Origin of the sequence: Methylicorpusculum oleiharenae, from assembly GCF_009828925.2 — a bacterium.
Classification (GTDB): Bacteria; Pseudomonadota; Gammaproteobacteria; order Methylococcales; family Methylomonadaceae; genus Methylicorpusculum; species Methylicorpusculum oleiharenae.
In genome coordinates, this window is record NZ_WUTY02000001.1 from 643,569 (window position 1) to 666,854 (window position 23,286).

Below are 23,286 nucleotides of genomic sequence, written 5' to 3' on the forward strand. Positions count from 1 at the left end.
TATATCAACTCTTTTGTGAAAATTGTCACAAATATACCATGCCGGACCCGGTTTGACTCATTACAAATCAATGCCCGCTTATTATGCCGCTGACTCTTTTAATACTGAAAAATCGTTCGACTTGGTTATAGTTGCCGGCTGCGCTTGTCGAGGACCGTCGAGAAAACGTCCATGGCGGCTTGACGGCAGTTTCCATGCTGCCGATATCCTCGCCCCCAAATACTGTTAAGTTAAGCGTATTTTGTAGGAGCGGGCATGGCCCGGCCTATCGATTCATTGCGATGGGCTTAACTTGGCGGCATTGCCCGCACATTAAGGAATCCATACAATTTTTCTGTCAGAAAGAAGTAGCCTGTCGTTTATGTCCGGACTCACAAAAAAGCGCAGCCCTGCCGGTTACCTGAAAAACCGAAGACGAGCAAAATAGCCTATTTAAATCAATTATCTAAACCCTCAATTCAAAGCAGGCGAGTAGTTACAAAAAATGTATCTATACATTCGTACGTCTTCACTTTATAGTTTCCGTTAAAGATATTCTCTGAAATTAAGTCCCGATTATTGAAAGTTCTTGTCAGTCGGGTTATTCGCTGCCGCTTTCCAGGGAAATATGTCTTATAACTTATGTAGCCGCTGATTAGCCGATATCCAAATCAAGTCTTAACTTTTTAAGAGTCCTCAATGATCGATTCAACAATCATCGAACAAGCCGTTAAAGATTCACGTGACGGCATCAGTATTGCTGATATGAGGCAGGATGATTTTCCGCTGATCTTTGTGAATGCGGCTTTTGAGCGGCTAACCGGTTATAGGGCCGATGACGCGCTGGGAAAAAACTGCCGTTTTCTGTGCGGGAGCGACCGTAAGCAGCCTGAACTGGCATTGATAAGAGGCGCTTTGTTTAACGGTGAATTTTGCCTGGTAACGCTGCGTAATTATCGAAAAGACGGCTCGATGTTCTGGAATGAATTAAGCCTTTCCCCAGTACATGACAAAACCGGCACACTGACTCACTTTATAGGCATGCAGCGCGATGTGAGCTCACAGATCTTGTTAATACACCGGTTAAGACAACAAAAAGAAGAGTTGCAATCAGATAACGAACATCTGCGCATTTTAAATAACCTGGACCCGCTTACGGGTATTTTCAATCGCCGTTATTTCGACAATCAACACAAAATTCAATGGAATATTGCGCTGCGAAGCCGTTTGTCGCTTTCGCTTTTCATCGTCGACATCGATTATTTCAAACAATACAACGATTTTTATGGTCACCTGAATGGAGATGAATGTATACGGACAGTGGCCAAAACCTTGGGAAGCTGCTTAAGGCGAGCTTCCGATTTTGTGGCACGTTACGGAGGTGAAGAATTTGTGATTTTGGTGTGCAACATTACCGAACTTCAATCCGATATTTTTGCCGAACAACTGCGGCTTAAGATTGAATCGTTAAACATTACACATGCCAAATCACCTATCTCCGGCGCTATAACAGTCAGCATAGGTTACTGTACTTTTATCCCCCAATTAGGCATGAGCTCCAGAGAATTTGTCGCCGCTGCCGATGAAGCCTTATACACAGCAAAAAGCGCAGGCCGCAATTGTGTCATCAGCCGCCGCCGCGAAACTCAACCCTGAGCCACTATCAACAGCCCGTTAATTTTTTCCAAAAATCCAGGCTTTGCAAAATCCATGATCCGCTGGTATAGATAGACACCCAGGCGTATCACTATTGTCTCGACTTAAAATCTTTGCCTGCTTTTCCCCTTTAACCACCGAGGAGTTTTATGGCTATAAAAACCTGTTTTTTTCTATTGAGCCTGCTCATTTCAGGCTGTGTGGGCGTTCCTGACGGCATCAGTGTTGTTGACGATTTTAACGTGCAGCGTTATCTGGGTAAATGGTATGAGATTGCCCGGCTGGATCATCGTTTCGAACGGGGACTGACTCATATTTCAGCCGAATACAGCTTAAGAGAGGATGGCGGTTTAAAAGTAATTAACAGCGGTTACAATACCGAAAAAGGCCGACGGGATAGGGCTGAGGGGCGCGCGTATTTTACCGGCTCGCCGCAGCAAGGCAGCTTGAAGGTCTCTTTTTTCGGCCCTTTTTACGGCGGCTATAACATTATTGACCTGGATAAGGAAAATTACAGCTATGCGATGATTGCCGGACCGGATCGGGATTATCTATGGATTCTGGCCAGACAACCTGAACTGGATAAGACGATTGTCGACAGACTGGTCGCCAAAGCCAAATCGCTGGGTTTTGCTACCGATCAGCTGATCTATGTTGAACATCAGCCCGTGCATAATCAATCCAATACTGAATAACCATGAAAATTTATCAGTTTTATCGCAGGCAAGCGCTTGATATGAAGCTGGATGAGGCTTGGGACTTTTTTACCTCGCCTTACAACTTAAACCAGATAACCCCGGATTTTTTTCATGTCAGCATTACCTCCAAAGTGCCCGAACGCATCTACAGTGGTTTGATGGTCAGCTATAAAATGATTGCCGTATTTGGCCTGCCAATGGATTGGCTTTCCGAAGTCAGCCATTGCGATGAATACAAACGCTTTGTCTACGAACAACGCGTTGGCCCGTTTAAATTTTTAAGCCACGAAGTGGCTTTAACACCCTTAGAGAAAGGCGTCATCATGGAAGACATTATCTTCTACGTGATGCCGTTCGGCTGGTTCGGGCGGCTCGTTCATCGCTTGCTGATAGCCCGGAAACTGAACCAGATATTCGATACCCGGCGGGATTATCTGCATGCCCGCTGGGGTTCACCGCAATAACGCTAAATTTTTACTCACTATGAACAAAACCACATTAATCGCTTTCTTAGTCATCGCTTTTGGATTGGAGGCAGTCTTATTTATGTCACGCATATCTCAAGCAGAATCGCAGGCAACACTTGTCAGCGGCCCGTTACAGGATTGTCCCGGCTCACCCAATTGTGTCAGCACCGAAAACGGTCAGGTCGCACCCATATCGATTGGCAATCAAGATCCACAAAAAGCCTGGGCGCTTTTGCAGCAAGTCATCAAAGCTGAAGGGGGTAAGTTGGGTAAAGTATTGCCTGATTATTTATCCGCGACATTTCAAACACCCCTGCTGAAGTTCACCGACGATGTCGAAGCGCGGCTGGATGGAACCAACAAGCTGATTCATCTTCGTTCCGCATCACGGGTCGGTTATTACGATTTCGGCGTAAATCTTAAAAGGGTGCTCGCCATCAAGGAACATATGCAACGAAGCCTGGTTCAACCTGATCTGAAAAACCGGCATGAATAGCCATCCTCAAAAAATACCGGTGGGTATCAGCAGTTGTTTGCTGGGGGAAGCCGTCCGTTATGACGGCGGCCACAAAAGCAACGACTATGTGCGTAAAACGCTGGGAGAATACTTCCAGTTCGTGCCTTTTTGTCCTGAAGTTGAAAGCGGCATGGGTACGCCCAGACCCCCGATTCAGTTGAGACATACCGACCAAGGCATTCGTTGTGTTGTAGTCAAAGATCATTCTGTTGACGTTACCGACAGCTTAAACAACTGCGCGGAAAAACAACACGATTGGCTGGCGGGTTTGTGCGGCTACATATTAAAAAAAGACTCGCCCAGCTGCGGAATGGAACGGGTCAAAATCTACAGAAATGATTTTGCAGACCGTAACGGTACCGGTTTATTTGCCCAACACCTGAAAACTCATTTTCCGCTGTTGCCTATGGAAGAAGAAGGCCGTCTTGGTGATCCCAGACTGAGGGAGAATTTTATTCAGCGCGTGTATGTCATGTATCGCTGGAAACAGTTGAACGAAGCATCCGCCACTCCAAGAGCACTTACCGAATTTCATGCCCGCCATAAATTGATAGCGATGAGCCACGATCAAAACAGTGCCCGCGAATTAGGCCGGTTGGCAGCCAGCGCGGATAAAAAAAATATCCACCAGATCCTGCCCGAATACGGTGCTCAATTGATGCTCTGCCTGAAAAAAACGGCAACGCCGGGCAACCATGTGAATGTGCTTCAGCATATCCAGGGTTATTTAAAAAAATCCCTGGAAAGCGATGATAAAGCCGAATTGTGCGAAACGATTGAACGCTACCGCCTGGGCCAACTGCCGCTGATTGTCCCTATCACTTTGCTCAGACATCATTTTCGAAGACAACCTGACCCTTTTATCGAGCAGTCTTACTACATGACGCCCTATCCGCAAGAGTTGACCGTACTCAATGAAATTTGAATTATACCTTTCGCACTCCAAATTTCGGCAGTGCCCAAGGAGGCAACGGGTTGTTCGGCAAAGGCTTTACCAGCATGGATGCTGGCATAGAGCCTATAGGGATGTATTTCAGACGGACCAACCGGGCAATCTATAGTGCGTGTAGCTTTAGCTTTTTTCGCTCTGGTTTTACTGTGGTCAACCACGCCGCTAGCCATCAAATGGAGCGGTGAAGGCCCGGGTTATTTATTCGGCGCGATGGGCCGCATGGTGATTGGCTTGGCCTGCATGTTACCGGTCCTGCTGGTGATGCGGCAAAAACTGCCCTTAACGGCTAAAGCACTGTCGACCTATCTGGCCGTTGCCTTGCAAATCTATGGTGCCATGCTGTCAACCTATTGGGCGGCCCAATTTATTCCATCCGGCTGGATCTCTGTGATATTTGGGTTAACACCCATGATGACAGCTTTAATGGCCGCCGTCTGGCTGACTGAAAAAAGCCTGAGTCCGACGAAAATTTCAGCTTACCTGATCGGCTTTTCGGGTTTGATGGTGATGTTCGGATCAGCGCTGGAAATCGGCCGGGAATCAGCATTAGGCATTGCTGCAGTGATGTTTTCGGCCTTCCTGCAATCAGCCAGCTCAGTCTGGATCAAGCGCGTCAACAGCCAACTACCGGCAGTTTGCCAAGTGACAGGCGGTCTGTTAATCGCAGTGCCGCTCTATCTTGCGACCTGGTTTGGCATGGACGGACAATGGCCTGAGACCTTGCCGGTAACCAGCCTGGTTTCAATAATATATCTTGGCGCTATCGCAACGACGGTGGGATTTGCGCTTTATTACTACGTCCTCACCCATTTGCCCGCAACCCAGGTTGCCTTGATTACATTACTCACGCCCATCTTGTCCTTACTGCTGGGCAATGCTGTGAACCACGAACCGTTAAGCTCCAAAGTGCTGACCGGCACCGCATTAATCATGAGCGCCTTGTTGCTGCATCAGGGCAGCCTGCCCGGACGCAAGCGGCAGAAAGCACTATTAAAAAAGCGAGTTTGACGAAATCAGATCCTATCGCCCAGCAATTCCCAGTTTGAACTTTTATGTGGCTTTGAGGGATGGCGTAAGCCTTGCCAGGAATCGCCCTAGACCCCCTCTTGACCTAAGCAAAGCTTGGACCTTTTAACCAGGAAATAAATAATTTATAGCCCAGCGCCAGCACAACGGCACCAACGAACAGCCCGATGATTCCGGAAAACAGCATGCCGCCTATCGCGCCAATAAAGACGATGATCATTGGCAGATCAAGTCCGCGGCCCATTAAAATGGGTTTCAAGATATTATCTATAAATCCAACGCCCAGCATCCAAACCATGAATACCGTTGCAAATAAGGTGTCGTGTCCGGTAAAGACATAAATGATACACGGCACAAACAGGATCAAAGTAGGCAGTTGCACAATGGCGATAAACAAACACAGAATCGTCAGAATGCCAGCACCGGGAATACCTGCCACAAAGAAGGCTCCACCCGCCAGCAGGGTCTGAATCAAAGCAACCCCCAAAACGCCGCGCGCCACGCCGCGAATCGTGGAAGTGCATAAGACGCTTAATTCCTCACCCTGTGTTCCGGCAATGCGCTTGCCGATGGCCAAAGCCAGATGATGCCCGCCCTTGCCGTACACCCAAAGCGTACCGGAGATAATCACCGACACAATCAATTGCAAAATAGCCAGGATCGTTGAAGCCCCGGAGGAGAGCAGCCATTTACTGATCAACTTAATCTGTGGCGCAAATTGTTTGACCGAATCGGCCAGGTTTGTTGCGGTTAGCTGCCAAAAATTAAATAGGGGCTTTCCTATCAAAGGCCAGGCTGCCACCTTTTCCGGGGGCGCAGGAATGGAGAAACCTTCCTGTTGAAATTTATGCGTCAGTTCCTGGATATTTTCAGTCAACATCCCTGCCAAAAAAACACAAGGCCCAAGAATGATGAGCAACAACAGGGTCGTTATCAATACGGCAGAAAGCTTTTCCCGGTCACCCAGCATGGCCGACAGTGATTGATGAAGTGGATACAGGGCAACCGCAATAATGATTCCCCAGGCCAGCGGATTGATAAAAGGACTGGCAATTTGAAAACACCAGGATACCAACAGAAAAATAAGGCCGATCTTAATGGCCGATTCCACTGCTTTCCGCGTAAAGTCCTCGGTAGAAACAGAAGAAGTATCGTTTGTCATAGGAATACCCATAAGTAGTCTTCAAAAATCAGGTTAGGAATAAGCATAAAATAACTTAGCCATTTGCCTCCCCTCACCCCAGCCCTCTCCCAGAGAGAGAGGGCGTCTATTTGCACGGCGTTAGTTGGACCGTTATGGAAAAAACGAGGCTTCTTTGGGTTTCGGCACCAAGGCTTTTTGTTCCGCCTCAACGATCCAGCCGCCGCCCATGGCTCTATACAACTGAATCAGAGCGACAAACGTATCACTGCGGGCCTGAACCAGTTCGATTTGACCTTCGTAATATTGGCGCAGCGCATCCAGCACTTCCAGATAAGAGGTATACCCCTCGTCATAGCGTATCCGGGACAGGCGCAAATAATTTTCTAAGGCTTCCACCCGCCGGGCTTGCGCACTTTGTTGCTCGTTGGATTTGGCACTGGCGACCAGACCGTCCTCAAACTCGCTGAATGCAGCAAGAATAGCTCTTTGGTAGCTGGCCAAAGCGGCTTGCTGCCCTGCTTCAGCTGCTTGCACCTGACCTGCAACCCTTCCTGCTGTAAAAATCGGCCCAAGCAAACGGCTACCGATAGTCCAAAAGTTAGCCCCAGGAACAAACAATTGAGCCACTTCCATACTTGCCTGACCTATATCGCCGGTGAGCGAAACTTTCGGGAAATATTCGCCTCGCGCAACACCGATGCGGGCGTTCGCCGCAATCAGATTTTGTTCCGCCTGCTGGATGTCCGGCCTGCGAATCAACTGTTCGGAAGGAAGCCCGGCCGGTACTGGGGGCGGAGCCAATTCATCCAGTGTCAGGCCTCTATCGATAGCGCCGGGAGGCCTGCCCAGCAAAAGGCTCAACGCATGTTCAGTCTGGGCAACCTGCTGTTCAAAAAGAGGAATCAGTGCGCGGCGGCGTTCAAGTTCCGATGTTGACTGACTCACTTCGATTTCCGACGAATACCCCATGTCAAAACGCGCTTTGGCAATCCGGTTTTCCTCGATCAGAGAATCAACGGTTTGCCGGGTTATTTCCAGGCGCCGGTCCAGAGCGCGAAGCACAATATAGGTTTGAGCCACGGAACTCACCAAGGTCAAGACGACCGCATTCCTGGCTGATTCCTGCGCGAGCAAGTCAGCGCCTGCAGCTTCCTTGGCCCGTCGCAATTGCCCCCAGACATCCAGCTCCCAAAACATCGTGGCGCCTAACTGGGCTGCATCGGTATCAGGCACTTTTCCGCCAAAACCGGTCGCTTCACCGCTGGGTTGGCGGCGATCATAACCTGCCTGACCGAATATCTGCGGAAACAGACTGGCGCGGGTAGCGCCGTATACGCCCATGAACTGCTCGACATTGGCTATCGCAACCTTGAGATCCAGGTTATTCATCAATGCTTGATCGACCAACTGATTCAGCACCGGATCATGCAACTGTTCCCACCAGGGCAGATTAGCCGTTTCACGGGCATCTTCAGCGGCAAACCGCCATTGTGCCGGGGCCTCGATCTTCGGTTTCTCATAATCCGGACCCACCATAAAGCATCCGGTCAAGCTGAGAGCAAGCGCACCAACAATCAATTTACTCATGATCGCTCTCCTCACCTGCTGCCGGTAATTCTGATTTTTTACTGCCTGCCAAGGTCTCTACTGCATAAAAAAGAACAGGGATCAGAAAAATAGCAATGAAAGTGGCCGCAGTCATGCCCCCGATAACCGCATAACCCATGACCCGGCGAGACAAGGCTCCGGCTCCACTGGCAACCGCCAAAGGCAGACATCCCAGAATAAACGACAATGCGGTCATCATAATCGGGCGTAACCGCAATCGCGCCGCTTCCAGAGAGGCGTCGTAAACGCTTTTACCTTCCTCAACTCCCATCTTGGCAAACTCAACGATAAGAATCGCATTTTTTGCAGCAAGACCTATCAGCATGACCAAGCCGATCTGTGCATACAGATTATTCTCGTAGTGGCCGACCATCAAACCTGCGAAGGCACCGAAAATAGCTATCGGCGTACCCAACAAGACACTGAACGGCAAACTCCAGCTTTCATAAAGCGCAGCCAAAATCAAAAAGACGCAGAAAATAGCAAAAGCAAAGACCACCGCAGGAGATACGCCCTCTTGGGCCTTTTTTTCCTGGTAGCTCATGCCGATATAGTCATAGCCCATGTCGGTCGGCATCGTTTCGGCAAAGACCTCTTCCATGGCCTTCATCACCTGAGCCGAGCTGTATCCGGGATTCGCTGTGGCGCTGACCTGCTGACTTCGAAACAGGTTGTAGCGCATGGTAAATTCCGGCCCTTCGGTCTTGCGGATACTGGTCAGCGTTTCCAACGGCACAGTATTGCCCTCACTGTTACGCACATAAAACTGGCCTAACGATTGGGTATCCTTGCGGTATTCGCCTTCGGCCTGCACATAGACCTGCCACTGCCGCCCAAAACGATTGAAGTAATTGATAAACCCGCTGCCCATGTAAGCCTGCAAAGTCTTGTAAACATCAGACAGCTGAACTCCTTGTTTGAGCACTTTGTCCCGGTCCACATCGACAAAGATTTGCGGAACCGAGGGTAGCCCGGTAGTGAACAATCCGGCTATTTCAGGCCGTTTTTTCGCTTCGGCAATGAATTTTTCGGTATTTTCAGCAAGATAGGCCACATCTTTCCCGGCTCTGTCTTCGACAATCATTGTCACGCCGCCCGAAGTGCCCACTCCTGGAATCGCAGGTGGCGGAAAAGAAAAGCCGATCGCGCCGGGCAACTGGGACAATTCCTTATTCAGATGCGCCTTGATGGCCGAATATTGCTCTTCGGGTTTGGTGCGCTCGGCCCAGTTCTTGAGCGAGATGAAAAAGAAGGTATTGTAGGTGGTAGTGGCCTGACTCAGCATGTTGTAGCCGATAACCGACGAGTAATAAGCAACCCCGGGGGTATTTTTTAGAATTTCCTCAACTTGTCGGCTAACTTCATCGGTACGCTGCAAAGACGAAACATTAGGAAGCTGAATACCGGCATACAGATAACCCTGATCTTCATCGGGCAAAAAACCCATAGGTACGTTTTTTCCCAGGCCGCCCGTAATAAAGGTCAAGATGCCGAGAAAAATCATGCTGATGATGGTTTTGCGAATCAGCACCGCACAAAAACTTACATAACCTTTGTTAGCAACCCCGAACCAGCGGTTAAAGCCGTCAAAAAACTTCTGCACCGGACCTGTTCCACGCACACGAGGCTTTAAAAGCAATGCGGCCAAAGCGGGGCTCAAAGACAGTGAATTGAATGTCGAGATCATCACGGATACGCCGACGGTCACGGCAAACTGCTGATACAGCTTGCCAGTGATGCCCGGTATGAACACTGTCGGCAAAAATACAGCAATCAGTGCCAGAGAAGTACCAATAATGGGGCCTGTTACTTCTTCCATGGTCTTGAGCGTGGCTTCTTTGGGACTGAGTCCATTTTCGATATGATGCTCCACCGACTCGACCACGACAATGGGATCATCCACCACCAGACCGATGGCCAATACTAATCCGAACAACGACAATGTATTGATCGAAAAACCCAGTACAGGAAACAGCATAAAAGTGCCGATCAGCGATACCGGCACCGCCAATAAAGGAATCAGGGTTGGCCGCCAGCCTTGCAGGAACAAAAAGACCACCAAAATAACCAGTACCAAGGCTTCCAGCAAGGTATGCACGATTTCATTGATACCCTCGGTTACGGCCAGCGTGGTATCCAGAGCAACCACATATTCCAGATCATCAGGAAAACGTGTTTTCAACTCCTCCATGGTTTTTTTTGCGCCTTCAGCCGCATCAATGGCGTTTGAACCCGGTAACTGGTATAGCGCAATCAAAGCGGCCGGCTTGCCGTTCAGACGTCCGACCAGATCATAGGTTTGAGCACCCAGTTCGATGCGTCCCACGTCCTTGATCCTGACTATCGAACCATTGGGCTCCGCGCGCAGTACGATGTTGCCGAATTCCTCCTCGGTCTGCAGACGCCCTTGAGCCCGCACCGCATAAGTAAAGTCCTGGCCCTGCGGCACCGGCTCGGCACCGACTTTACCCGCCGGGTTCACATTGTTTTGGGCTTGAACGGCGCTGATGATCTCCGGAATCGTGATATTGAGCTTGGCAAGCTGGTCAGGTTTTACCCAGATACGCATCGCATATTGCCCGGCACCGAATACCGTAACACTGGCGATACCCTTGACCCGGGTCATCTGGTCGTTGATGTTGATGTAGGCGTAATTGGCCAGAAAGATATTGTCGTAACTGCCTTTGGGTGAATAAAGCGCGAACATGATCAGTGGCGAGGCGGTCGACTTAAGCACGTTGACGCCGAAATTGCGCACATCCTGAGGCAGTTGTGATTCTGCCTGTGATTTACGCATTTGCGTCAGCACCTGGTCGGTATTCGCATCAGTCTCTACGTCAAAGTTCACCCGTAAAGTCATCTGTCCGTTGTTGGCATTGATGGAATACATGTAATTCATGTTATCCACACCGGACATCTGCTGTTCTATAGGCGTAGCAACGGACTGTTCCACCGTAACCGCATCAGCACCGGTATAAGTAGTAGTGACCTGGATTTCTGGAGGCGCAATATCGGGAAACTGGGCGATCGGCAAGCCAGCCATGGATACCAGTCCGATCATGACCATTAAGATGGCAATCACGATTGCCACGATCGGCCGGTTAATAAAAAATTTGGCCATGGCGGGTTAACTCCCAGAGGCAGCGGAGACATCCGCATAAGGTTTGGGGTCGACCTTGGCACCTGCCCGGGCTTTCTGAATGCCCTCCACAATAACCCGTTCACCCACTTGCAGTCCTTGCTCTACGACAATCAGGGTATCGACATTTTCAGCCGTTACTACCGGGCGTATTGCCACGGTGTTGTCAGCGTTGACGACGGCAACCAGTTTCCGACCCTGCATATCAATGATCGCCCGCTGAGGGACCAATAGCGCTCCCTCCCTGTTTTTGACTATCGCACGCACTCTCGCGTATTGCCCCGGACGGAGAAAACTACCGGGATTGGGGAATAGAATGGCGGCCTGAATCGTACCGGTTCTAACGTCGACTTGACGGTCAGCAAAGAAAAATTTCCCCGGATGCGGGTAGGTTGAGCCATCGGCTAAGATGAGTTCCAAGGGCCGGTCCTGCTTCGATTCCCCGCCGTTCTGACGCTCCCGGACAAACTCAAGATACTGCTGCTCGCTAAGCGGAATAAAGGCTTTAATAGGGTCGACCTGCGAAACCGTGGTGAGTACCGCATTGGAACTGCCGGGGCCCACCAGATTGCCGAGTTGCGTTTTTGACAAACCGGCAATGCCGTCGATAGGCGAAGTTATTTTTGTAAAACCGAGCTGAAGCTGCGCACTGTCAACCGCGGATCTGGCAGCCATCACTTCAGCCAGAACGGAAGCCTCTCGGCCTACGGCATTGTCACGATCACGCACACTCACGGCTTTTTCCGGCAACAGTCTCTGTACCCGGTCCATATCCAGCCGTGCCGTTTTCAACAGGGCTTCCTGCCGGGCTAAATTGCTGCGGGCGCCATCCAGTGCAGCCTGAAAAACTCTGGGATCTATTTCATAGAGCAACTGACCTTTTTTGACTCGCTGCCCTTCCTGATAATGCTGTTTGATCAGGTAGCCGGATATTTGGGCCAGAATTTGCGCATTCACCATACCGTCAAGAGAGCCCACCCATTCCTGATAAACAGGCACATTCCTTTGCTGCACTTCCGTGACTTGGACGACTGGCGGTGGCGGAGCCTGTATCTGTTTTTCCTTTTCACAAGCGGTAGTCATAAAGACCAACATCAGTGCCAGCGAACAGATAGACCTCTTCGGCTGATGATCGGATTGCCGGTCTGTCAAACGGGTTAGTATTACTTTCATGCGACGTGCCCTTGTCGAAAATGAACGATTGAATAACGGATGATTTGGCTAAAGACTAGTTTGTTTTGTTACAAATGGTGCTGGAAACATAACGTCACTTTATAAAACCGGGAGTGTATCAACGAAGACAATTCATGCCATTATAAAGCTGCGGAATCTGTGTTGATATTGTTAACCATTTCCCCTGTAATGATCCATTACTATTTTCAGCGTAATCAAGCAGTCGAGTCATGCTTTATCGAGTTTTTAGAGCCTATGGAGTAAACTCGGCAACCGGGAATACCCCACCAAAACTAAAGTACTATTGAATTTTCTTGCTGGGGCTAAATAAATCGGGCCCCATTACAGATAAGTGCGGACATTATGCTTCGCCAAATCCTGATTATCATTACGTAACGTTTTAACCGGAACGCATAAAGAGGCTGAACACGTGAACACTGAAACGGTTAGAAAGGAAATCAGTCCTGAGAAACCAAGCTCTGGCGGTAATTTCTGGTTTTTATTGGCAGGATTGCTCTTTACGCTATTGGCCGTTCCGGTCACTCATCAATTTTCAGGCATGGAACGTTATTCCATGACCTTGCTATTCAGTGTGTTCATGCTTGTTTCGATCTGGAGTTTAGCGGCATCACGCCGTGTGTTCCAGATTGGAGTACTCCTGGTTATCGGCATCACCGCCATCGTCGGCATCAGCGCTTTTAATGGAACCCACTTCTTTCAAGAGGTGCTGGGGATAGTACTGATGTTGACTTTCTGTGTCTTGAGCTGCTGGATTGCTGCGCGTAATGTCTTCCTTTTACATAAAGCCGACCCCAATTCACTGGCGGGTGCTTTTTGCGTTTATCTTTTGATAGGCTTGATCTGGGCTCTGTTGTATAAACTTTTGCTCTTGTTTGATTTGGCTACATTTACAGGCAATATCACAGCACAAGAAAAGGAACAATTTCCTGATCTGCTCTATTTCAGTTTTGTGACGCTGGCCAGCCTTGGCTATGGCGATATCACGCCAACGGGCGGTCTGGTTAGAACACTGGCTTATCTGGAAGCGGTCCTTGGCCAATTTTATCTGGCCGTCATGGTCGCCAGTCTGGTAGGCGTATACAGTTCGCAGAGAAGAAAAGGTTAAAGAACCCGTTATGCATACCAGAGCAAATTCTCTTCATACCAAGCTGGTCAAGCGCTTGCTGATGCTGGCAATACTCATTTCCATAGTGGTGGGTAGTTTCGTTTTTATTCGAGAATTAAATAACCTCAATGACGCCATAGCTGAACGAAGCCGCTTGGGTAGCGAGTTATTGAAGATGCGAGTTCAGGACATTGCTCAAATGAGCAAAGCGCCTTGGCAAACCGTTGTCCAGACTGCGCTGGACGATTTGAAAAATATCGCTCCGCAAAGTAGTTTGGGCCGCTTTGTCTGGGTATCGGTCCGGGATCCGGAAGACCGCGAATTAGCTCGATTAACCGACCCTGATTATCCCGATAGGGAATTGCTGATTGATGCCGCAAATCGTCAGATAGCCCCAAAAGGCAATGAGAAACTCAGCATCAAACCCCTGAGCCGCATTTATCCTCAGCCCAGCTTCGCAACCCTCATGCTGATCGAGGATGACAGCGGTCATTTATTGGGCATGATTCGGGGCGTCTATGCCATCAAGCCCGAAGTCATGTCCAGGTTCTGGGGCAATATTGCCCGATCGGTCGGTGTTTCTATTTTGATTATCATCCTGGTCTCGGCTTTGCATTACCCGGTTATCAGGCGATTGCTGGACGGACTCAGCCGTTTATCGATTAACTTGCTCGATGCCAACCTGGAAACCGCTCAAGGACTGGGCAGCGCTATCGCCAAGCGCGACAGCGATACCGATGCGCATAATTTCAGAGTGACCATCTATGCGGTCCGACTTGCCGAGTCGGCTGGGCTTGAGCCTTCGGCTATCCGCACACTGATCAAAGGCGCTTTTCTACATGATGTCGGTAAGATCGGCATCCGCGATAACGTTCTGCTCAAGGAAGGCCGACTTGATACGGATGAATTCGAGATAATGAAAACCCATGTTCAGCACGGCCTGGACATTGTAAACAACTGCCAATGGCTTAAGGATGCCGGTGAAGTAGTCGGTAATCACCATGAAAAATTTGATGGCACAGGTTATCTAAAAGGACTGAAAGGAGAGGAAATACCTCTTTCGGCACGTATTTTTTCCATCGTTGATGTGTTTGATGCACTCACTTCGGAACGCCCCTACAAATCCGCATTCAGCTTGGATAAATCTTTTGAAATACTGCAGAACGGGAAAGGAAGCCAGTTCGACCCAAAATTGCTGGAACTGTTCGGCGCAATCGCACCCTCGCTTTATGACACCTACAGTAATCATGAAGCGGAAGCGAGAAGCGAACTTAAACGAATTGTCCAATATTACTTTAAAGGCGATATCGGCGAGCTGCTAGAAGAAAATTTCGGTTGATCCGTTCAGCCGATACTGCTTTTACCGTTATCATGCACGGGGAGATTTACATTTTTAACTATTCAGCGGAGCAACAAAACCAAGGTGATGCGCCGCGTAGGTTGCGGTTGGCGATAGCCAACCCAACATTTCAAGGCCATTGGGTTGGGTTAATGGTTAGGTTGCGAAAAGCAAGCAACCCAACGTTGAATAATGACTACATTTTTTCTGATTAAGGTTTATTTATGCAGATATGGGTTGATGCGGACGCCTGTCCTAAAGCGGTCAAAGACATTTTGTTCAGAGCGGCGGAACGCACTACGATCATCACGACCCTGGTCGCAAATCAGTTTATTCAAACGCCGCCCTCGCGCTATATTAAATTCATGCAGGTCAGATCAGGCTACGATGAAGCCGATAACGAAATTGTCAAAAGTTTGAGCGAAGGCGACCTGGTCATTACCGGCGACATTCCGTTAGCGCACGATGTGATTGGCAAGGGCGGTCACGCAATCAATCCTCGCGGCGAACGCTATACCCTGGACAACATCAAAGAGCGGTTGAACATGCGCGACTTCATGGATACGCTGCGCGGTAGCGGAATCGATACCGGCGGACCGTCTGCATTAAATTCCCGAGATATACAGGCGTTTGCCAACCAACTGGATAAGTTTCTGGCACAATTCGGAAAAAATTAAAGTAATCTCCGAATCAGATTTATTGCCGACGATGTGCTATCCGCTAGCCCAGCCTTCTGTATAAGGTACTGCGATCGACACCCAGCAATTTGGCCGTCTGTATTTTGTTACCGGCAGTTTTCTCCAGCACATAATTGATATATGCCCGCTCAACATCTTGTAAAGTCCACCCTTGTTGTAATGCATTTTGCAAAAAACCTTCGGCTTCCGGAAGCTGGGATGCTTGTGCCAAATCTTCCAACAACAACGTATCGTGCTCTGTCAGTGCGATAGCCCGTTCCAGAATATTAGCCAGTTCACGAACGTTGCCCGGCCAATGATAAGCACGAATCCAACGTAAAACTTCAGTTGAAATAAGAACCGGTGGCTTGCCCATCCGCAAACTGATGCGCCGGTTCAATGAATTGACTAACTCATCAAGATCTTCTTTGCGTTCTCGCAGGGGCGGAATGGTGAGATTGATCACATTCAGGCGATGATAAAGATCAGCACGAAATAAGCGCTCGTTAATCCTCTGCTCCAGGGGTTGGTGTGTCGCAGCAATCAGCCTGACATTGATAGCTTTCTCACGGTTATCACCCAAAGCACGCACTTTTCCTGTTTCGAGCACTTGCAGCAATTTAGGTTGAACTTCCAAAGACAATTCTGCAATTTCATCAAGAAACAATGTCCCAGAATCGGCTTGCTCGAACAATCCGACCCGGTCCTGCCGTGCATCGGTATAAGCCCCCTTCTTCGCACCGAACAATTCGCTTTCAACCAGCGAATGCGGTAGGGCCGCACAATTGATTGCTATGAACGGGCCATGCCTGCGAGGGCTCAAATCGTGCATCCAACGCGCTACCGCACTCTTTCCAGTGCCACTCTCACCGGTTAACAACACCGTTGAATCGACAGCTGCAGCCCGTTCAGCCAACTTCAACATTTGCTGCATACCCGGGCTTCTGGCTATAAACACGGAACCGTTACTTTTGCCATGCATTGATCCTAACCTCACAGCGGTACGGCGCATTTGCCTGTCCTGTAAGTTACGATCAATAGCCGTTAACAATTCCTCTATACGAAAAGGTTTGGCGATAAATTCGCAAGCACCGGCCCTGACACTCTGCATGGCCAAATCGACGCTGCCAAAGGCTGTTATTAATAAAACCAATTGTTCGGGGCGACGCAGATGAATTGCCGCCATTAAATCCAGCCCTCGCATTCCGGGCATTTCCACATCGGAAATGACCAGATCAAATGGTTGTTCGGTTATGGCATCCAGAGCCGCTTCCGCTTCAGTAAAGCCTACTACTTTATATTTCGCCAACAGCAACATGTCCACCAGATAATCAACCATGGCGGCATCGTCATCGATGACTAACAAGCGGATTTGTTTATCACTCATGCCTATGCCCTTAATGGAATGTCAACGGTAAAGCAACTTCCTAAACCTAACCTTGACTCAGCAGCCACAGATCCACCCATTTCAGTCACAATCGTTTTTACCACAGCTAACCCCAAACCGGTTCCTCCACAATCAGCTCGAGTGGTAAAAAAGGGCTCAAAAAGCTGAGTCAAATGTTCGGGCGCTATGCCTTTTCCGGTATCGCTTACCTTGAGACGTAAGGCGGGAAGGTTCGATCCGGCTTTTAACATGAGGTCTTGATGTAAATCAACTTCGATGCCTCCGCCGGGGGATCCGGCTGCCAACGCGTTACTGACCAGATTCAACACAATCTGCTGAATGCCATCTTTATCGATCTTGACCCGGGGCAAATCATCGGCTTGATTGAATTTCAACGCGATGTCTTTGTTACGCGCCTCATAAGTCAACATGTCCAACACTTCGGTTATAACAACGGCCACATCGCAAAGAGCCGGATCAAGAGGACGATAGCGCACAAAATCCAAAAGGCGTTTCACGATACGCGTCATCCGGTCTGTTTGAGCGACCAATATTTCAGCAATACGACGAATATCGTCTGGGGGGGTATCGGATTCAATCAGAGCCCTGGCTCTTCCGTTGATAATTTGCAGCGGCGTGCCGATTTCATGGGCTAAACCGGCCGAAAGCTGTCCGATCGTAATCAATTTATCGGCATTCTGCAGCGCTCTCTGCAACCCACGTTTGTGTTGCGTTTCGACTTCCAATTGCCGATAAGCTTCTCCGAGCTCAGCTATCATCCGGTTAAACTCGAGGGTCACCCGGGCAAGTTCATCATTACCCGCTACAGGCAAAGGTAACGGCGGTTGATTACCATCCCTAAAATCACGCATTCCCTGACCAAGCCGTTTGAGAGGCCTTGCAACAGTCAGACGTACCAACACAAAACAAAGCCCTGATGTCACCAGAACAAAACTTGCCAGCGTTATCAAAATAGTGCGCTCTGTAGCCTGTAAGTCCCGATTCATGGGCTCCAATGAACGAACAACCGTCAGATTTCCGAGAGTCACGTTTTTCCGGTCGATAAAAGGCTGTGAAAAAAACAAGAGCTTGGGTTGATCTTCCGGAAAATACAACAGGCTTGTTTCACCCTTACGGGCAATCTGTAAGAGGGTATCCTCAAGGCTATCAGGCCAGTCTCGGATTTCCGCATCGGAATGAATCACCTGGTTATCACTGATATAAACACGAATATGAATAGCCGGATCAATACGTTCCAATTGTTGAAGTAATTTCTGCACATCGTCTAACTGCTGATCGCGCAAAGCATTTTCTACAGATACCTGAATACTGGACGCTAAAATTTGCGTTTCTTGTTCCATCGTAACTCGCAAATCCTGGCGCTCAGCACGTAAATGAATTGCACCGTAGATACCGAAGACAAAGAAACTCATTGCGACCAGGGAAAGTGTCAGCTTTTGAACGATAGACATGCGCAACGCCGGAAATCATTAAAGTGACGTATTTTGAAACAGGTATGTTGCAAAATACAACAATCATTTATTAGTTAGCTTCGTTATTTGCTTATACACCGGCTACAAAATCCCATTTTTTTATGGCATACCCTTTGCTTTACTTTAGCCAAACATGATTTGACTGCTGCCTGAATTCACTCAAAAATTTTATTCTTTTATGCCATTTCCCTTCAGACGCCCCGCCTTTGCAGCGGGATACTTTTTTCAGATAAGCTGTGCTCTTATTTTGTCCTGTATTTCTTTTTCATCAGCAGCTACACCGGCTAATGATCCCGGCGATGCAGCCATTAGTAGCGGAGCCCCTCATATTCCGGAACCCATGGTGTTTGACCTGGTGAGGCCGCTTGGCGTCAAGCAAGGTGAAGCTGAAGCCAACGTTCTGGTCAGCCATTCGCTCAGAAATGGCTCCACAGAGTGGGCCCCTGAATTTGAATTCGGTTTTTTGGATGACTATGCAATTGAATTTGAATTACCCTTCGATAATTTATCGTTGAGCGAATACAAATTGGGCTTGCAGGGAACAATAGGTACGCTATTGAATAACCATTTTATACATGGCTGGCAAATGCTTTTTTACCACGACAGGCACTTGCAAAAATATAGCGCTGATTGGCTTTATCTGGCTGGATACCGCTGGAACTCAGGCATCAGCACATTTAATATGCTGGGTTTGCGGCGTGATGATTTTGAGAAAAACGGCAAGTATGCAGGTATCTTTAACTCGAGCGTATTTTATGATTATTCGGAAAAACTGACATTGGGTATTGAATTAAACACCGAGTTTGAAGAACACTCACACTGGAAATACCTTCTGACCCCCCAGGTACATTGGGATTTTAACCAGAATGCGACCCTGCAATTTGGCATAGGCGTTAGCCAAACTGACGGTAAAAATACCGAATGGTTAGGCTCTTGGCGTATGGTGTATGCCTTTTAAACAAGCGTTGGTGCCTGCTCACTTCTTCCAATTTTACTGGGTGTAGTTGGTTGATTGAAAAAACTTCTGCAACAGGGATGTAGCAGAGAGCTACAGGGACGGCTTCACGATGGTCATTAACATGCAAATACTGCACCATTAACAAAGTCGAACGATTTTTCAGCATGAAAAGAGTAAACGGATCCTCTTTAAATATTTTATAGACTCCCTGATAAATACACCCCTGAGATGAAAAGCGCCATTCAGCCTCCGCATGACCATACCTTTTTGTGACACTCTGGCAAACCACTCCCAAATAACTACCCGCTTTTTTTCGTGATTTTCGAGAGCATTGAAAGTGAGTATTATCAATTGATAACAGCAAGAATAATGTGTTTTTCCTGTTATCCTGAAAAACAGTTGCATTAAATGAAGCTGAACCGTTTTAATAATTCGTTAAATAGTTTCCGGAGTTGATTGGAAACTCACCACTGTTTAAGCTTTAAACTCAAGCTTAAAAAATATATTTCCGCTTTAAACGACTGATTTTAAATAAAAATAATTCTTATCGAGAACATCTGTATGCGCAAGTCGCCCCCTGCTTTTACACCTTGTAGCCAAACAAAGATTCGACACCATTTGAGTATATTTATTCTGAGATATCGCCTAAACTGACTACCAAGTTTTATTTTTAACAGGACTTTATACCGCTATGACTACACGTCGTTTGATTCACAAACCCATCCTAACGTCAATCAGTGCCGTATTTTTAGCTGCATTACTTAACGGTTGCAGTTCAAATCCAACTAATCCGGATGACCCATGGGAAGGCTGGAACCGTGGCACACATGATTTTAACGATGGCGTCGACCGGTATGTATTGAAACCGGTTGCCAAAGGTTATGAAACGATTACACCGGATATTGTCAGCCAGGGTGTAACCAACTTTTTTAGCAACATTGATGATATCGGCGTTATCATCAATGATGTTTTTCAGCTGAAAATGCTTCAGGCGGGCAAAGATTTCAGCCGCTTCATGATCAACACATCTGCGGGCGTTGCCGGTTTTGTCGATGTTGCCAGCATGGTCGATTTACCTAAAAACAATGAGGACTTTGATCAAACCTTAGGCTATTGGGGGGTTCCATCAGGTCCTTATCTGGTTCTGCCGTTTTTTGGCCCCAGCTCACCACGTGGTGTAGCCGGTCTTATGGGCGATGCGTTGATGGATCCGCTTACTTATGCCATGTTTGCCGGTGCGGCAGTCAGTGCAGCCTCATCAGCCGCCAATGCATTAGACGTCACTGATCAACGCGCAGGGCTGCTTTCTACTGAAAAAATGGTGGATGAAGCGTCCGTCGATCGTTACGATTTTATTCGTTCCTCTTATCTGCAACGCCGCAACTATCTGATACATGATGGCAATGTACCCGATGAAGAAGGCGATTTATTGAATGAGGATGACCTGAATGGCGACTTCGGTGAAGGAGGAGGCGATGACAGCACGCCGCATCATCTTGAATTGAGCAGTCCTCCGCAAGAATAATGGGAAACCATGTCCCGATTATCCTACCCCCTTGACTGGTTCGATATAGACCCGGCGGTATACGAGAGAACGGCATCACTATTCGGGTCAGTCAAAAATATGCTCGGCGTAAAGATGAAACTGCATGCGCAGAATCAAGCCGAGCAAGGGGATATTTTTTTATTCAACCATTTTTCCCGCTTTGAAACATTCATTCCGCAAATCCTGATTTATGAAAAAACCGGCGCATACAGTTGCGCCGTAGCTTCAGGCGAATTTTTCAAGGAAGACACTATTCTGTCCCGCTATTTAAAATCAGCAGGCGTTTTCCCCCATGATCACCCCCGCCTCTTTCCATTGCTGGCAAGTCAGATTTTTCGAGGCCGCAAGGTCATTATTTTTCCTGAAGGCGGCATGGTTAAAGACCGGCGCGTTATGGACAAGGAAGGCCGTTACCGTATTTTTTCCCGGATAACCGGCGCACATCGCAAACATCATACCGGCGCGGCCGTATTGGCCCAAGGTATTGAAGCGTTTAAAGCCACCATCCGCAATGCCTATTCAAACAAGGACTACGTTCAGTTGCTGCGATGGAAAGATGAACTTAGGCTAGACAGCCTGGAACAACTTTTGATTGCCGCAATCAAGCCCACATTGATTGTTCCTTCCAACATTACCTTTTACCCCATCCGTGCTTCGGAAAATTTATTACAAAAAGGCGTGGAGTTGATATCCAACGGTCTGAGCATGCGCCAAACCGAGGAACTTTTGGTCGAAGGGAATATTCTGCTAAAAGATACTGACATGGATATTCGCATGGGAACGCCGGTCGATCCTTATGAGGACTGGCATTGGTGGAATCGCTATCTGATGGAAATGGTCAAGTCCGAATTCAAATCTCTGGACGATGTCTTTAAATTGCACACGGCTCCCAAAAACTGGAAACAAAAACTGCTGGGGGTTTACTTTAAAAAAAGTGCTGGCAACACACGTAACCGGTATATGGTTAACATCTATGCCAATGTGACGATCAACTTGAGTCATATTGCCGCAAGCCTGATTATGCATTGCATCAGAACCGGTCAGCAGAAAATCGGCAAGGACCGCTTTTACAAAACGCTTTACATTGCGGTTAAACATCTTCAAAACAACACACGTATCAACCTGCACAGAAGCCTTCTGAATCCGGATGACTATATTGACCTGGCTCAAGGGCTCAGCAAACGTTTTAAACAGTTTATTTGTGTCGCTAAAGACAGCAAACTGATCACTGAGGACGAAACAGACTATCACTTCCTGCCCAAATTATGTCAGGCGTATGATATCGATACCATACGCCTGGAAAACCTCATCGCGGTCTATAACAACGAAGTCTGGCCGATTTCCGATGTAAGAAAAACCGCTATTCAGGCATTGACTGAATATCCTCATACTTCCGCACAGCAAATGGCCAGCTGGCAGTTTGAGGATGAACTAAGGGCGCTGCTGTGGGAACAAAAGTCCTACCGCAAAGCGCGTTACGACGACATCAACCGGAAAGAGTCTGCAACGGCAGATGCTTCTCCCTATTTGCTGCATCCCGCCCAGTCAAACGGTAAAGGGGTGCTGCTTATCCATGGTCTTCTGGCAAGACCAGCGGAACTGCGTCATTACGGCGAACATCTGGTTCAACAGGGCTACACCGTGCTGGGCGTCCGCCTGAAAGGTCATGGCACCTCACCGTATGCACTTAGAGCTCAAGCGATGGAAGACTGGTTCGCATCCGTCGACCGCGGATTTAATATTCTCAGCGCTTATACAGACCGGATTGCTGTTGCCGGTTTTTCTACCGGGGGGGCGCTCGCGCTTAAACTGGCGGCCCACTATCCGGAGCATATCATCGGTGTGATCGCCTCCTCTGTCCCGATCAAATTCATGCGCAAATCCTTTATGCTCATCCCTTTTTTGCATGGCACCAATAAACTGGTCGAATGGGTTTCAAGCTATGAGGGCGTAAAACCTTTTATCGAGAATGATACTGAACACCCGGATATTAACTACCGCAACACTCCGATTAAAAGTCTCTACGAATTAAGACGTTTGATTTTCGACCTCTATGAGCTGCTTTCCAAGGTTACAGCTCCCACGCTCATCATTCAAGCCGATGAAGACCCCATTGTTGCAGCCTCTGGAGCCACGGAACTATTCACTCTGATTGGGTCAAAAGAAAAAGAAATGGAATTGATTAAGGCACGCCACCACGGAATTTTAATGGATAATACTGCCGGCACGTGGGCTTTAACAGACCGTTTTCTTAATAAATTATAAATCTGTCGATTAATTTCAGGAGGTTACAGTCCATACGTTGCTCGCAACACTTCATAAATTGTAACTACTCGCCCGCTTTAAATTGAGTGCGTAGGTACTTGATTTCAAAGGACGCGTGAATACGTCCCTGTAGCTC

General features: G+C 48.2%; 18 protein-coding genes. 12 read left to right on the forward strand and 6 right to left on the reverse strand.

All coding sequences use genetic code 11. The features are described from left to right. Positions 1–678 precede the first annotated feature (678 nt). The 6 genes from GO003_RS03060 (at position 679) to GO003_RS03085 (ending at position 5,277) form a co-directional block, all read left to right on the forward strand. The gene (locus GO003_RS03060) at positions 679–1,635 is read left to right on the forward strand and encodes a diguanylate cyclase (protein ID WP_159651761.1); all 957 of its coding nucleotides are present in this window, start codon (positions 679–681) and stop codon (positions 1,633–1,635) included. Positions 1,636–1,784: 149 nt separating this feature from the next. Next, positions 1,785–2,330 carry a lipocalin family protein gene (locus tag GO003_RS03065; protein WP_159651751.1) on the forward strand — a complete coding sequence of 182 codons (546 nt, stop codon included), beginning with the start codon at positions 1,785–1,787 and terminating at the stop codon, positions 2,328–2,330. A gap of 2 nt (positions 2,331–2,332) precedes the next feature. Next, the gene (locus tag GO003_RS03070) at positions 2,333–2,797 is read left to right on the forward strand and encodes an SRPBCC family protein (RefSeq protein WP_159651749.1); all 465 of its coding nucleotides are present in this window, start codon (positions 2,333–2,335) and stop codon (positions 2,795–2,797) included. An 82-nt stretch (positions 2,798–2,879) separates the two neighbouring features. Further along, positions 2,880–3,296 carry a DUF1499 domain-containing protein gene (locus GO003_RS03075; protein ID WP_159651747.1) on the forward strand — a complete coding sequence of 139 codons (417 nt, stop codon included), beginning with the start codon at positions 2,880–2,882 and terminating at the stop codon, positions 3,294–3,296. After that, complete coding sequence (locus tag GO003_RS03080) at positions 3,289–4,242, forward strand: YbgA family protein (protein WP_159651745.1); 954 nt, start codon at positions 3,289–3,291, stop codon at positions 4,240–4,242. The genes GO003_RS03075 and GO003_RS03080 overlap by 8 nt, the downstream gene beginning before the upstream one ends. Positions 4,243–4,377: 135 nt before the next feature. Continuing rightward, the gene (locus GO003_RS03085; RefSeq protein WP_159651743.1) at positions 4,378–5,277 is read left to right on the forward strand and encodes a DMT family transporter; all 900 of its coding nucleotides are present in this window, start codon (positions 4,378–4,380) and stop codon (positions 5,275–5,277) included. A 103-nt stretch (positions 5,278–5,380) separates the two neighbouring features. Here the strand turns inward: GO003_RS03085 and GO003_RS03090 are convergent, their stop codons facing one another. From GO003_RS03090 to GO003_RS03105, 4 genes are all read right to left on the reverse strand, one after another. Next, entirely contained in the window at positions 5,381–6,457 is a 1,077-nt protein-coding gene (locus tag GO003_RS03090; RefSeq protein ID WP_159651741.1) for an AI-2E family transporter, read from the reverse strand. Between the two features lie 132 nt (positions 6,458–6,589). Beyond that, positions 6,590–8,026: an efflux transporter outer membrane subunit gene (locus tag GO003_RS03095; RefSeq protein ID WP_159651739.1), complete on the reverse strand. Its 1,437-nt coding sequence runs from the start codon at positions 8,024–8,026 to the stop codon at positions 6,590–6,592. Continuing rightward, positions 8,019–11,168: an efflux RND transporter permease subunit gene (locus GO003_RS03100; RefSeq protein WP_159651737.1), complete on the reverse strand. Its 3,150-nt coding sequence runs from the start codon at positions 11,166–11,168 to the stop codon at positions 8,019–8,021. The genes GO003_RS03095 and GO003_RS03100 overlap by 8 nt, the downstream gene beginning before the upstream one ends. A gap of 6 nt (positions 11,169–11,174) precedes the next feature. Then, positions 11,175–12,359 (reverse strand): efflux RND transporter periplasmic adaptor subunit, encoded by a 1,185-nt coding sequence (locus GO003_RS03105; protein ID WP_159651735.1) that lies wholly within the window; start codon positions 12,357–12,359, stop codon positions 11,175–11,177. A 430-nt stretch (positions 12,360–12,789) separates the two neighbouring features. Between GO003_RS03105 and GO003_RS26370 the strand changes: the two genes are divergently transcribed. The 3 genes from GO003_RS26370 (at position 12,790) to GO003_RS03120 (ending at position 15,501) form a co-directional block, all read left to right on the forward strand. Then, positions 12,790–13,485: a potassium channel family protein gene (locus GO003_RS26370; RefSeq protein ID WP_159651733.1), complete on the forward strand. Its 696-nt coding sequence runs from the start codon at positions 12,790–12,792 to the stop codon at positions 13,483–13,485. A 10-nt stretch (positions 13,486–13,495) separates the two neighbouring features. After that, a complete protein-coding gene (locus GO003_RS03115) occupies positions 13,496–14,824 on the forward strand; it encodes an HD-GYP domain-containing protein (protein WP_206444560.1) in 1,329 nt (442 codons plus the stop codon). A 224-nt stretch (positions 14,825–15,048) separates the two neighbouring features. Next, the gene (locus GO003_RS03120; protein WP_159651731.1) at positions 15,049–15,501 is read left to right on the forward strand and encodes a YaiI/YqxD family protein; all 453 of its coding nucleotides are present in this window, start codon (positions 15,049–15,051) and stop codon (positions 15,499–15,501) included. 43 nt (positions 15,502–15,544) lie between these two features. Here GO003_RS03120 and GO003_RS03125 read toward each other — a convergent pair whose 3' ends face one another. Both GO003_RS03125 and GO003_RS03130 read right to left on the reverse strand, forming a co-directional pair. Further along, complete coding sequence (locus GO003_RS03125) at positions 15,545–16,888, reverse strand: sigma-54-dependent transcriptional regulator (RefSeq protein WP_159651729.1); 1,344 nt, start codon at positions 16,886–16,888, stop codon at positions 15,545–15,547. A 2-nt stretch (positions 16,889–16,890) separates the two neighbouring features. Next, on the reverse strand, positions 16,891–18,360 hold the full coding sequence (locus GO003_RS03130) for an ATP-binding protein (protein ID WP_159651727.1): 1,470 nt from the start codon (positions 18,358–18,360) through the stop codon (positions 16,891–16,893). 268 nt (positions 18,361–18,628) lie between these two features. Between GO003_RS03130 and GO003_RS03135 the strand changes: the two genes are divergently transcribed. From GO003_RS03135 to GO003_RS03145, 3 genes are all read left to right on the forward strand, one after another. Continuing rightward, positions 18,629–19,339, forward strand: coding sequence for a hypothetical protein (locus GO003_RS03135; protein ID WP_159651725.1), 711 nt, complete (start codon positions 18,629–18,631; stop codon positions 19,337–19,339). A gap of 691 nt (positions 19,340–20,030) precedes the next feature. Continuing rightward, the gene (locus GO003_RS03140; protein ID WP_159651723.1) at positions 20,031–20,864 is read left to right on the forward strand and encodes an MlaA family lipoprotein; all 834 of its coding nucleotides are present in this window, start codon (positions 20,031–20,033) and stop codon (positions 20,862–20,864) included. A gap of 9 nt (positions 20,865–20,873) precedes the next feature. Next, positions 20,874–23,150, forward strand: a complete 2,277-nt coding sequence (locus GO003_RS03145) for an alpha/beta fold hydrolase (RefSeq protein WP_159651721.1) — start codon at positions 20,874–20,876, stop codon at positions 23,148–23,150. The last annotated feature ends 136 nt before the right edge of the window (positions 23,151–23,286 follow it).